This window comes from Chitinophaga sp. W2I13 (assembly GCF_050434005.1).
Taxonomy (GTDB): Bacteria; Bacteroidota; Bacteroidia; order Chitinophagales; family Chitinophagaceae; genus Chitinophaga.
Genome location: NZ_JBNPWD010000001.1, coordinates 6,363,000 through 6,375,123, shown reverse-complemented (window position 1 = coordinate 6,375,123; position 12,124 = coordinate 6,363,000). Strand labels below are relative to the sequence as shown.

Below are 12,124 nucleotides of genomic sequence, written 5' to 3'. Positions count from 1 at the left end.
ATCTATTTTGTATAAAACACGATATCGTCGCCATCCGGTTCACTGTCTGCCAGCTGTTCTTCCCAGCCTGCGGGCAATTTAAAGATGGTATGTAAGCCGCCCAGCAGTTCCAGCCAGCCGCTCATTTCATCGGACACTTCCAGGGTTTCGCCCTCCATTGTTTTAAACACCAGGAAGGCTGCTTCTCCGGGGTACGCATATACTTTGTATCCGGCAATATAGGTTACATCATCCCAGAAGATAGTGTTATCAATATCTTCATCATATTTCACATAAAGTGTCCGTTCATCAAATTGTATATCCATAGTGGTAAGATTATTTAGTTTGCAGTAATGGTAAAACTTACTTTAAACAACCGGCTGGCGCCGGCATCATTGTCTGATACCAGGTGAAGCGTGAGGATGTTATCCTGTACGCTTTCCAGGCAAATACCTTCTATCTTCTCTCCTTTGAAAGCGGGATCTGCTGCTGTTAAATTGAGCATGCCATCCGGCGTAAGGGTGGTTTGTGATAATTTACGGGAGATATTACTGATCCAGCCAATATAGCTGTCGCCGATAGCGCCATCGTCGTAAGCATTGGCAGTGGCTTCGGAAGAAAAGGTACACAGTAACAGGTCCTTTTCCGCCACGTAACAAAGTTCCGATATGCCGGTAAATACAGGCGTTGGCGTTAGTAACGTAAACGGTACTACGTTAACCGCCGGTGATGCCTGTTCCCAGAAGCCGGGGACCGTTAGCACCAGCTGGTTCTGCGGCCAGGTGTCGTTACCGCGGTTACTCAGCAGCAACGTATTGTTTACCACGGCGGCACCTTCTATATTCAGTTCATTGATCCCGCTGTTGAGCAGTTGCGTGGTAAAATCCGGCGGATAGGGAATAAACTGCATAGCGGCGGAGTCGCCATCCGGCAGCGGCAGCAGCATCAGCTGACGGCGCTTTTCCGTTGCCAGGGAGCCGGAGGCCATGAGGTAGGTTTTACCATGCAGGTTAATCAGTGCGGAAGCCTCATAGTCGGCCTTTTCCGCTTTTGCAATGCGCTTGCCGCTGATGCCGGGAATGGGAATACTTTTAATGACCTGGTACTCCTTATCCAGCACCTGGATGCAGGTGGCATCATCTCCTATGAGATACAACCTGCCGTCATGAAATTCCACTGCGGAGGCAGAAGGAAAATCGGGCAGCAGCAATGTGCAGATGAGTGTGATGACCCCTTTCATGCTATATGTGATTACTTTAAACTGCTCACTACTTTCTTAATGGCCTGTGCCCAGAAGGTTCCCAGCACTTCCGCGCCTTTTGCATTGGGATGCAGCTGGAAAACGCCTGCTTTTCCCTGCTCCTGGATAAACAGTTCCGGGTGCTTCTTAAAATAGTTAAACCCGTCGCGATAACCGGTGAATACCTGGTGTGGATGGCTGGTGCGGTAACTGGCAACAATAGCGTCCAGCACCGGGAAATAAGACTGCAAACGGGCCTGTCCTTCTGCGAGGTAACGGGAACTGTTTTGTGTGTTGGCACTATACCAGGTGGGATGATGCAAAATGATGATACAGCCGGGATAGTTGGTGAACAGCTGGTCCAGTATGGCTTTTACATTTAACCGGTACTGCTCCGGCGACACCGGTGACCCGTTGGGGCCTTCTATGGCGCTGTCGTTGGTGCCTAGCACCATAGAGAACAGGAGGATCGCGTGCTGATCGTTTTTAAATGCATCTGCTGCCGCTACCACGTTATTGAATAAACGACCGGTAGCTGGTAGGAAGTCGACCGTAGTAGAACCGCTTACGCCCTGGTTGCTGTATTGGATCTCCCGGTCCGGCATCGCATGTTTCAGCCATTCCCAGGCCTTTACCGGGGGCGCTTCCTGCAACGGGTGTTGTAGGCCGCCGCCTTGTGTAATGCTGTTGCCGATAAACACGATATCCAGCTTTTTCTTTTGCGCTGCCGCGCCGGCAGCGGTGAGTACCAGGAAGCAAAGGGCGACAGATAATATTCTCATCATGATATAAAAACTTTCAAACTTGTAAAATAACACCTTCACCTGAGAATAAAACATTTTTCCTGAAACACTTTTCCCGGAAATAAATTTTTGCGTAACCAAATGGTTACTTATATTTGTAACCGAAAGGTTACATAACTTAAAAACAATTACCGTGAGAAGAGATGTATTTCAGGCAATAGCAGATCCTACCCGGCGGCAGATCATCGGGTTACTGGCCAACAGTTCTCTGAACCTCAACGCCATTGCTGACAACTTCGATATCAGCAGGCCGGCGATTTCCAAACATATCCGGATACTAACGGAATGCGGGCTGGTCACCATCCGGCAGGATGGTCGTGAACGCTTTTGCAGCGCAGATCTCAGGCAGTTAAAAACCGTGGCCGACTGGACAGCCCAGTACCATGAATTCTGGACACAGAAACTGGATGCATTGGAAAACTACCTGGCCAAATCACCTAAGTCCCGCAGGAAAAAACAATAGTCATGTCAATCGTTCATCAATAAAAAATCCACCATGAGTAACAAACCACTGGTATTCGAACGTACCCTGGACGCCCCCGTTAATGCAGTATGGGAAGCTATTACAGACAAAGACAAAATGAAGCAATGGTATTTTGATCTCGCGGCATTTAAGCCGGAAAAGGGATTTGAATTCAGCTTCACAGTAGAAAAAGACAACAAACAATATGTTCATCTTTGTAAAATCACAGACGTGATACCGGGTAAAAAACTCAGTTATACCTGGAAGTACAAAGGCGAACCCGGCGAATCGGAAGTAACGTGGGAGCTGTTTCCCCAAGGTGGGAAAACCAAACTGGTGCTAACGCATACCGGCATTCACAGCTTCGCAGCAGCGAATGATCCTGCCTTTGCCGCCAGCAACTTTAATGAAGGCTGGACTTATATTCTTGGTACCTCTTTACCTGCATTCCTGGAAAAAGAACAGGTAACAAATTAAGTGCAACGCCTGATGGAACGATGTTTCATCAGGCGTTTCCTTTATTCTGCCACGGTCACGAGCAATGGGGATTCAAACATGCTTACCGGCGAAATAATTTTCTCCGACAACGGGATATTGTTTCCGTAGATCTCTTTCATTTGCTGCTTTACCGCCGCACTGCCCAGGTCAAAATCTTTCAGCTGCTGCAGCTTGCCTACTTCGAGGCCGGTTCCTTCTTTATAAATTTTCCAGACCAGTTCAGAACAATAGATCCGTTCATCGGACCAGCCAAAATAGAAGTCGTAGTCCTTGCCATTGTATTGCTCCCCTGCTACCTTCATTTTAGCCACCACTTCCGGTGTGAGCACGGTACCAGCATCTTTCAGCCGTTTTATTACAAAATGCCGGCCCTTTCCCCTGTTAATCCATTGCATCAGCGGGGTATATCTTACTGGTTGTAAGGCCTCATACACAAACCACTGATCATCTCTCTTAAAAATTATTCCGCAATGACTATATTTGGAATGTGTTGCCTGTTGAATAGCTGTGCTCAGATCTGACTGGGATACCTGGAAAATGATATCCCCTTCCCGGACAGCCGGAAATGTAGCTGTTAATTTTTTGGAGAGATGTTTGCCCGTGAAAATATAAGACGCCGCCAGTAAGGTACCCGTTACAATGGTGAGCGCCAGTACTGTAAGTATAATTTTTTTGAGACCTGACATAAACCCGAATTTAAGTAAAAATAGATCCTATTATTATATAACCCATAGAAAATGAACGACATACTTATCGTGCCGGCTATTACAGCTGAAGTGGAACTGTTACAGCAGATAGCCCGGGAAACCTTCCAGGAGAGCTTTGCAGCCGACAATACACCGGAAAATATGAAACAATACCTGCAGGAGAATTTCAGTATTGCCAAATTATCTGCAGAGCTGAGTGAGCCGGATTCGGAATTTTATTTCGCCATGCTCAAAAATCAGCCGATCGGGTATATGAAAGTGAACTTCAGATCTGCACAATCTGAGTTGTACAACAGCCGGGCGGTAGAACTGGAACGCATATACGTTTTAAAGTCGCACCAGGGGAAAAAAGTGGGTCAGCAGTTGTTCAACCAGGCTATGACCCTTGCCATGGAAGCCCGCGCTCCTTTCCTGTGGCTGGGTGTATGGGAGCACAATACCAAAGCCATTGAGTTTTACCGTAAAAACGGCTTTACCGATTTTACCACGCATCCGTTTCAGCTGGGAACTGAAATGCAAACGGATCTTATTATGCGGTTAAACCTGCCGCTGCATAAGCTGCAATAAATTTATTTCACTATATTCGATACCCTTTTTCATTTTCAAAGCGCGGTTCATGAGTCATTTCCCGGTTTCCAGTTCCAATCTCTCCGCGCCGCACCTGGCGCTGTTCGTGCAATCACACTACAACGTGGCGGACAGCGCCGACTGCCATCTCATTAAATCAGGCGTGAACGATACTTACCAGGTGACCACTTCCGCCGGCAAATATATTTTCCGCGTGTACAGTCTGCATTGGAGAACCCGCCTCGATATTTCCGAAGAGCTCCGGTTGTTGCTATTGCTTAAAGAAGGCGGCGTCCCGGTATCGTGGCCACTGGCCGACAAACAGGGCGGCTTTATACAAACCCTGCCTGCACCGGAAGGCGAACGGTATGGCGTATTGTTTTCTTTTGCAGAAGGAGAAAAATTACTGCACTATGATGATGAGTTACATGTAAAAGCCGGTATGGTGATGGCCCGTATGCACCAACTTACACAGCCCGTTACCCTGAGCAGGGTTACTTATACCGCGCAAAACCTGCTGGTGGAACCATTGGAGTTGCTTAAAAAATTCCTGCCGGCCGATACCCCTGAAATGATGTTCATGGCTACTGCACAGGCCCATCTTTTACAGGTGCTGAAAGATGCCGATCTGGCTGCCATCCGGCAGGGCGTGGTGCATATGGATATCTGGTTTGATAATATGAATATCCGCCCGGACGGGGAAATTACGCTCTTCGATTTCGACTTCTGCGGAAACGGCTGGCAATGCCTGGATGTGGCTTACTATATCCTGCAACTCCATAGCCTGATCCGCGATATGCCGGAGTGCCAGGTTAAAATAGACCGTTTCCTTGAAGGTTATACGGCTATCACCCCTCTCAGTGCGGAGGAGCAAAGACTGATCCCGGCATTGGGCGTATGCATGTATTTCTTTTACCTGGGTGTTCAGTGCGACCGGTATCACAACTGGTCTAATTCTTTCTTAAACGAAGCCTATCTTAAAAGATTTATCAACGTGCTGGTAAAACGGTATTACGACCTGTATCTACAGAACACATCACTGGTAAATCCATAACAGCAAAGGACGGGAAGAGGTATCTATATAAGGTTGCAGCGTGTCGAAATAAGCAGGGTTCAGTGTAGGACAGCCATCGCTGCGGCAAATACCCTGATCCTGTGCAGCTGCGGGCACACAGGCGTGGCTGTGCAATACTACAAACCGGTCGAATGCACGACTGTTGCTGCTATCCAGCCCATATAATTTATACGCTGTGCCAAACCGGCCACTATACTTGCCGCCTATACGATATTTCCCAAGTGAAGAACAGCGGCTGCCGGATACATTGGAAAACACCACCTTTTCCGCTTTGAAATCCGGTCCCTGACCATGCGCCACCAGGCCGCTGCTTTTTATTTTATGATGCAGCAGATCGTAACAGATAAATCTTTTGCCACCGGAAAACACGCTAAAATCTACCAGGAAAGCGTAACGGGTATTATAACCATGTTTCACGGCATACTGTTGCAACGCTTTTGCCTTTTCGTGCAGCCGTGCTTCATCAGGCGCCATTACAAGCTCCTGCGGAGCAGGCAGCAATGATGGTATTGAATGTGTAGTGGTATTTTTTTCTTTACAGGCGGCAAATAAAAGTGCTGCCAACAGCAAAACGCTCCATGCTTTGAACCGTATCATGCTTGTCAGATGCAGCACCACACATTTTCCATAAGCATCCGTAAAAATTGCGATAATCCGCTTTTATCTCCCTTAATTATTAAAGCAAAAAAAATCCAGCAGTAAAAATCCGGCTAATCAGTATAATCAGCGTAATTCTGAGCCAAGACAAAATCCGCGCTATTCCCAGATATCTTTGACATGAATGAGGATCGAGTAACGGCCGGTGGGAGGATAATGACCGATGTGCAGTTGCGTTTCATCAAAGGGCTGCGGCAGTTTATCTGCGTATTGCAGGTATAATTCCTGTACCACTGCAATGGCTTCTGCCTTATTTTCCACTACCCATGATTTAGCGGTCCTGTTATCATCAAACTGTTGGTTAAAGGCTTTCCGGGCAGATTCGGTTTGTTCAAAAGGCACTACTTTCAGCGTCCACACCTCTCCTATCTTTTCAGGTTGTGCGGGTGTATCCAGGTTGATCTTAAACCTTTCCAATCCCGCAGGATCCAGGGCACGCATGATATCCATCGCAACTGACATAATCATAATTTTTTCTGACCGCAATATTACAACTTCCGGGTGTTATTCAGCGCCTTTTACGTTCATACGGATCGTATAAATGCCTTTACCGGCGGTGATGAACAGGATGTTGTTATCTTTCCCGCCAAAACAGGCGTTGGCCGTCCATTCTGCCGGCACGTGGATCTGCCCGATCTGTTGACCGTTTTTGTTAACGACGGTAACGCCGTTTCCACAGAGATAAAGGTTGCCTTGTTCATCGAGTGCAATGCCATCCGTTGTTTTCTCCGCCATGAGGTATTGACCGGTTAAACGGCCATCTGCCTGTACGTTATAGCGGTAAACTTTGCCGTCGCCGATATCTGCTATGTATACCAGCTTTCCATCGGGCGTACCGATAATACCATTAGGCTTCTTAATATCTGCCGCGGCTACCACCGCTTCTTTTGCGCCGGGCGCCAGGTAGTAAACATTTTCTTCTTTCATATCGGGTTTCCTGCGCAACCAGTAATCACGCTGATAATAAGGATCCGTGAAATACATACCACCGCCAGGGGCCACCCAAACATCATTGGGACCATTGAACTTATGACCGCCGAAATTATTTACCAGCACTTTTATTTTTCCACTGGGAGAGATGGACCACAACTCGTATTGCTCATCTGCACACGCTACCAGGTTGCCTTTCCCATCAAAATACATCCCGTTGGCCCGGCCTGCTTCCTTCAGGAAAACAGACAGCTTCCCTTTGGTATCATATTTCCAGATCTTATTGTTAGGCTGATCTGTAAAATAGATATTCCCTTTTTTATCGGCCGCAGGGCCTTCTGTAAAGTCGAATTGTTTTGAAACCAGCTTCAGCCGGGCATCTTTAGCCACTGTGGGCGGAAGGGTATCTTTTGTAACCGCACCTGCACCAAGGTAGCAACAGGTAGCCAGTAGTAACGTGGAATAAAATTTTAACCGCATAGTGCTCCGTCAATTTTTACAATTGTAATCAATCCTGCGGAGAATTTTTCAAAAAATGATGGAGAGAGGGGCTGGTGGAGGAGATCATATTTATTTACAGAGCCGGCTATGTAAATAGCCCGCCTATAGGTAAACATGATATTGATTTTTTGGGGTAACCAACGCTGGATGACATTTTACCCGATTTTAGAATGGCGTTCTATTCCGGTATGGGGATGCTACTCCTATGGAGAAAGGTCGTACGTTGATGGAGCGAAATTATCGTGATTAATGGCAGGGACATAGTACAAAAGCGACATCTTTTGCTTTATTCCATTATTTTATGGAGCCGTATGGTGTTGGTGAGTTCCTGTTCATGCATAAAGGAAGGGGTTATGCCCGCAAATTTTTTGAAGTCGCGGATAAAGTGCATCTGGTCATAATAACCACTTTTGTAAGCAATTTCGGTCCAGGTTTTCTCGGGAAACAGTTCTTTCAGTTGATAGGCTTTACAGAAGCGGATAAGCCGGGCATATTGCTTGGGTGGCATTCCCAGCCGTTCGGTACATTTCCGTTCAAACTGCCGCAGGCTGAGGCAGGCAAGCGACGCCAGGGCTTCTATCGTTCCGTTACCGCCGGTGGTCACCAGGGCAGCCATTGCTTTGTCCAACGGCAGGATCGGCTTTACCTGGGATATTTTTTTAAGCAGATAAAACTCAACGATACTTATCATGTGCCCCCAATCGTCGGCTTCTTTCAACCGTTCGGTGATTTCATCAATTTCATTACCCATCAGCAGGCGGGTGTCAAAATCCTGGTCATATATTTCAGACATGGGAATCCTCAGCAGGCGGTGCAGGCCACCGGGTTGAAAGCCTATGCACAGCGCCAGGTGGCGGCGTCCCATATCCAGGGTTACCGGCTGCTCCTGCGGCCCGATGGTCACACAAACGGTTTTGGTTACATAGTCGCTGTGACCGGCCTTCAATACTTTGATAGGATCTTCCAGGTAAAAAATAATAAACCGCTGATAGGCGGGCACAAACCTGTAAATGTTTGACAGCGCCTTGTTTTGGCTAAAATCTATTTCGTAGATGCCAAAATAACTCACGAGATCCCTCAGGGCCGGATGTGGTTTGTAACTTTTTGATTTCATGGATGTGTGCGGCTATAGGTGCTCAGTACTGTGATCCGCTGAAACAAATATATACAAATATTAAAAAAGACAACCAATGCTACCTATAAGCGTTATCTTATACGGGTTAATTTTATTTTATATTTAAAGATGAAAATTGCGATGACCGGAGCTTCCGGCTATATAGGCAGTGTGCTGGTGCCGCTGCTTTTATCCGAAGGTCATACCCTGCGGTTGCTTACCCGGAAACCGTTGCCGGAAACCACCCCGGAGGGCATAACTTTCGTACAGGGGGAGCTGTTAGCCGAAGCGGCTATCCGCCAGCTCGTAGCAGGTGCGGATGCTGTGATACACCTGGCGGCAGTCATTTCGGTAGATGACCGGCCCGATAAAACCCTTTTTCACATCAATACGGAGGGCACGCGGCTGCTGGCCGCCGCCGCACAACAAGCCGGCGTTAAAAGATTCATTCACCTCAGTTCCGTTACTGCTTACAACCAGGCGCCCTATGATGAACCGATGAATGAAAGCCGCGGCGTGGTAAATACCACGCGGCACGGTTACGACTATTCCAAAGCGGTATCGCAGGCCATTGTGCTGGAATATAACGGCAGTGGCATGGAAGTGGTGGTGCTGGCGCCAACAGCCATAATGGGGCCGTTCGACCGGCAACCATCGCTGATAGGTAAAGCCATCATTAATATGTATAAAGAAAAAATACCGGCTCTTTTTCCCGGTGGTGTTGATTTCGTTGATGTAAGGGATGTGGCCGGGGCCATTGCAAGCGCATTAACGCGGGGAACCGCCGGCGCTGTATACCTTCTGAGCGGCGAATGGGTATCACTCGTGAGCCTGAACAGGGAAGTTGGCCGGATAAAAGCACGGCCGGTAACGCTGCGGGTAGTACCTTTATGGCTTGTATTCAGCATGCTGCCATTTGTGAGAATGCTGGCAGTGATCAGCGGCGGACCGCCGTTCTATACGCGGCAGTCGGTGTACAACCTGATTTACAGCAACAAAAAAATTGATCATTCAAAAGCCGCTGTTGAACTCAATTTCCGGCCGCGGCCTTTTACGGAAACCCTTTGGGATACCATTGATTGGTTCAAACAAACAGGCGCTATCAAATGATTGACTATTTACCATCACCAGGTTATGTTGTTTTTGTTTGTTGCTGGGCGCTTACCGGTATTAGCGCGGGCATTTACCTGTTACGCAGGGAGGCGCCTTACGGTCGCTACAGCAGCGATAAATGGGGGCCTATGATCTCCAATAAACTGGCCTGGCTGCTCATGGAAGCCACCGTGCTGGTTACCTTCCTTATATGGATCCCGCTCCGTACTTTTCCATGGCGTTCCCCCGCCGGCGTTATGGTGTTGCTTTTCCTGCTGCATTATGTACACCGCAGTTTCGTATATCCGTTTATGATACGTACCAAAGGCAAAAAAATGCCGGTGGTGATTATGTTGTCGGCCATGCTGTTTAATACCGTGAATGGTTCCCTGCTGGGCATCTGGTTTACCGCTTTTAACCACTATCCCGACAACACGTTTTTTACACCGTCGTTTATCACCGGCCTGTTGTTGTTCCTGGCGGGTATGTTCATCAACTGGTGGTCGGATTATCAGCTGATACACCTGAGGAAAAAAAATGAAACCGGTTATAAGATACCACAGGCGGGGCTTTTCAAATACATCTCCTCTCCTAACCTGGCGGGGGAAATTATTGAATGGGGAGGCTTTGCATTGCTTACCTGGAGCCTGCCGGCGCTGGCCTTTTTTATCTGGACCTGCGCCAACCTGGTACCCCGTGCAATGGCCAACCACCGCTGGTATCAGCAACAATTCCCGGAATACCCGGCCAACCGGAAAGCATTACTTCCTTTTATCTGGTAACAACCCGCTTATGGCAAAGAAGTACAGTCAGTTTAAAGCAGCATTGGTGATGGCAAAAGCCAGTCTTATTGCTACGCTCCGAAGCCCTACTTCCGTTGTATTTGCCCTCCTGTTCCCCGTTATTTTCGTTACGGTTTTTGGCGCCATGGTAGATAGCACCGCTGTAAAAGTAAAGATCCGGCTATCGCCGCACAGCGACAGCGCCAATCCCATGTATTCGGCCATTAAAGCCATCCCTATCTTCGACCTCTCCTATGGCAGCGATTCTGCTGCGATGCTGTCGGATCTGAAAAAAGGAAGGATCGCCGCCGTGCTTTATCTTCATGCGCCCACCGTGGTAAACGGCCTGCCGCAGTTCCGGACAGACCTGCTGGGAAGCAGCGCCGTAGCGGATAAAATGCCGCTGATCCAGGCAGCGCTGCAGGAAGCGGCCAGCAAAGTAAACCAACGCATACTGCCGGATCAGCCGGCGCCGGCATCCATACAGGTGGTGAATATACCCGGACGGGTATACCGCCAGATAGATTTTATTTTACCGGGACAACTTGGCTTTTCTTTACTCATGGCAGGCGTATTCAGCTCTGCGTTCCTCCTGTTTAACCTCCGGCATACGCTGGTACTGAAACGCATATACGTAACGCCGGTGAGCCGTGCGGCCATCTTGTTGGGTGAAATGCTCAGCCGCTTATTATTCCAGGTCATCTGCTTTATTATCATTACTGCGCTGGGATACTTTGCATTTCAGTTTACGTTGGTAAACGGGCTCCTCACCTTTATGGAAATGCTGCTGCTCTCTGTTTTTGGATTGGTGATTTTTATGGGCATCGGTTTTATTATCAGCGGCATTATCCGCAATGAAAGCTCCATTGCGCCGGTGGCTAATACGCTTACCGTGCCACAGATATTACTTTGCGGATTATTTTTCCCGATAGATAATTACCCGGTATGGTTGCGCACTTTTTGTGAATTGTTGCCACTAACTTTTTTTGTAGACGGGTTACGCAAAATTGCCTTTGAAGGTTTGCATATCTGGCAGATACCGCTGCAACTCGCGGGCCTGATCGTATGGGGTATACTTATTGCCGGGTTATCGATCCGGTCGTTCAAATGGGAATAACAAATTGGCGCAACTGCCCCTTTTATTGTCGTATCCGGCCACCTCTTTCTTTACAGCAGCAACTTAACTTTATGGTATCTTATTAAACACAAATAAAAAATAAAAACATGGCAGCAGTTAATCCTTACCTGAATTTCAACGGCAATTGTGAAGAGGCTTTTAATTTTTACAAAGCTGTTTTTGGCAAAGAATTCCAGACATTCACCCGCTTTGGAGAGATGGCGCATTGCGCGGAAGGCGAAGAAAATAAGGTGATGCACGTGGCGCTACCACTCGGTAAAGATTCTTTCCTGTTTGGCAGCGACAGGCCCGGCGCATATGGCAAAGGGACCCTGGGCGACCTTTTCTTTGTGGCTATTGCGGCAGAAAGTGAAGCGGAAGCAGACAAATTGTTTAAAGGTTTGTCGGAAGGCGGCCAGCCCACCATGCCAATGAACAAGGCTCCCTGGAATGCCTATTTTGGCATGTTAACCGATCAGTATGGCGTGTCCTGGCTGATTAATTATGACTATGCCCAGAAAGGCTGATTCCCGTTTAAAAGAAATAAAGCAGCCGGTTCACTCCACTGAACCGGCTGTTGCATTGTGACAGGTATAGGA

The 12,124-nt window shown here is 47.9% G+C and carries 16 protein-coding genes; 8 read left to right on the top strand and 8 right to left on the bottom strand.

The features are described 5' to 3' along the window. Positions 1-2: 2 nt before the first annotated feature. From QFZ48_RS26065 to QFZ48_RS26055, 3 genes are read right to left on the bottom strand one after another with little or no spacing between them, the layout of a single operon-like run. Positions 3-305: a hypothetical protein gene (locus QFZ48_RS26065; protein ID WP_370910820.1), complete on the bottom strand. Its 303-nt coding sequence runs from the start codon at positions 303-305 to the stop codon at positions 3-5. A 14-nt stretch (positions 306-319) separates the two neighbouring features. Next, a complete protein-coding gene (locus QFZ48_RS26060) occupies positions 320-1,219 on the bottom strand; it encodes a DUF6929 family protein (RefSeq protein WP_429048243.1) in 900 nt (299 codons plus the stop codon). An 11-nt stretch (positions 1,220-1,230) separates the two neighbouring features. Further along, positions 1,231-2,004 carry a GDSL-type esterase/lipase family protein gene (locus tag QFZ48_RS26055; protein ID WP_429048245.1) on the bottom strand — a complete coding sequence of 258 codons (774 nt, stop codon included), beginning with the start codon at positions 2,002-2,004 and terminating at the stop codon, positions 1,231-1,233. 151 nt (positions 2,005-2,155) lie between these two features. Here QFZ48_RS26055 and QFZ48_RS26050 point away from each other — a divergent pair, with 151 nt between their 5' ends. Beyond that, positions 2,156-2,485, top strand: coding sequence for an ArsR/SmtB family transcription factor (locus QFZ48_RS26050; protein WP_429048246.1), 330 nt, complete (start codon positions 2,156-2,158; stop codon positions 2,483-2,485). Between the two features lie 33 nt (positions 2,486-2,518). Further along, the gene (locus tag QFZ48_RS26045; protein ID WP_429048248.1) at positions 2,519-2,962 is read left to right on the top strand and encodes an SRPBCC family protein; all 444 of its coding nucleotides are present in this window, start codon (positions 2,519-2,521) and stop codon (positions 2,960-2,962) included. A gap of 41 nt (positions 2,963-3,003) precedes the next feature. Here QFZ48_RS26045 and QFZ48_RS26040 read toward each other — a convergent pair whose 3' ends face one another. Further along, positions 3,004-3,669, bottom strand: coding sequence for a YiiX family permuted papain-like enzyme (locus QFZ48_RS26040; RefSeq protein ID WP_429048249.1), 666 nt, complete (start codon positions 3,667-3,669; stop codon positions 3,004-3,006). Between the two features lie 51 nt (positions 3,670-3,720). On the opposite strand from QFZ48_RS26040, the gene QFZ48_RS26035 reads away from it, so the two are divergent. Both QFZ48_RS26035 and QFZ48_RS26030 read left to right on the top strand, forming a co-directional pair. Beyond that, the gene (locus QFZ48_RS26035; protein ID WP_429048250.1) at positions 3,721-4,257 is read left to right on the top strand and encodes a GNAT family N-acetyltransferase; all 537 of its coding nucleotides are present in this window, start codon (positions 3,721-3,723) and stop codon (positions 4,255-4,257) included. 49 nt (positions 4,258-4,306) lie between these two features. Then, entirely contained in the window at positions 4,307-5,311 is a 1,005-nt protein-coding gene (locus QFZ48_RS26030; RefSeq protein WP_429064499.1) for a phosphotransferase enzyme family protein, read from the top strand. Here the strand turns inward: QFZ48_RS26030 and QFZ48_RS26025 are convergent. The 4 genes from QFZ48_RS26025 to QFZ48_RS26010 all read right to left on the bottom strand — a co-directional run bounded on the left by QFZ48_RS26025 (position 5,294) and on the right by QFZ48_RS26010 (position 8,534). After that, complete coding sequence (locus QFZ48_RS26025; RefSeq protein ID WP_429064498.1) at positions 5,294-5,929, bottom strand: murein L,D-transpeptidase catalytic domain-containing protein; 636 nt, start codon at positions 5,927-5,929, stop codon at positions 5,294-5,296. The genes QFZ48_RS26030 and QFZ48_RS26025 overlap by 18 nt on opposite strands. A gap of 159 nt (positions 5,930-6,088) precedes the next feature. After that, positions 6,089-6,451 carry a hypothetical protein gene (locus QFZ48_RS26020; RefSeq protein WP_429064496.1) on the bottom strand — a complete coding sequence of 121 codons (363 nt, stop codon included), beginning with the start codon at positions 6,449-6,451 and terminating at the stop codon, positions 6,089-6,091. Positions 6,452-6,493: 42 nt separating this feature from the next. Next, a complete protein-coding gene (locus QFZ48_RS26015; protein ID WP_429048255.1) occupies positions 6,494-7,399 on the bottom strand; it encodes an SMP-30/gluconolactonase/LRE family protein in 906 nt (301 codons plus the stop codon). A gap of 307 nt (positions 7,400-7,706) precedes the next feature. Beyond that, positions 7,707-8,534, bottom strand: a complete 828-nt coding sequence (locus tag QFZ48_RS26010; protein ID WP_429048256.1) for a helix-turn-helix domain-containing protein — start codon at positions 8,532-8,534, stop codon at positions 7,707-7,709. Positions 8,535-8,663: 129 nt separating this feature from the next. Between QFZ48_RS26010 and QFZ48_RS26005 the strand changes: the two genes are divergently transcribed. From QFZ48_RS26005 to QFZ48_RS25990, 4 genes are all read left to right on the top strand, one after another. Then, positions 8,664-9,644 (top strand): NAD-dependent epimerase/dehydratase family protein, encoded by a 981-nt coding sequence (locus QFZ48_RS26005; RefSeq protein ID WP_429064494.1) that lies wholly within the window; start codon positions 8,664-8,666, stop codon positions 9,642-9,644. Then, positions 9,641-10,408 carry a DUF1295 domain-containing protein gene (locus QFZ48_RS26000; protein WP_429064492.1) on the top strand — a complete coding sequence of 256 codons (768 nt, stop codon included), beginning with the start codon at positions 9,641-9,643 and terminating at the stop codon, positions 10,406-10,408. Before QFZ48_RS26005 ends, QFZ48_RS26000 begins: the two co-directional genes overlap by 4 nt. A gap of 10 nt (positions 10,409-10,418) precedes the next feature. Further along, a complete protein-coding gene (locus QFZ48_RS25995; protein ID WP_429048260.1) occupies positions 10,419-11,525 on the top strand; it encodes an ABC transporter permease in 1,107 nt (368 codons plus the stop codon). A gap of 107 nt (positions 11,526-11,632) precedes the next feature. Continuing rightward, complete coding sequence (locus QFZ48_RS25990) at positions 11,633-12,052, top strand: VOC family protein (protein WP_429048261.1); 420 nt, start codon at positions 11,633-11,635, stop codon at positions 12,050-12,052. Positions 12,053-12,124: the final 72 nt, after the last annotated feature.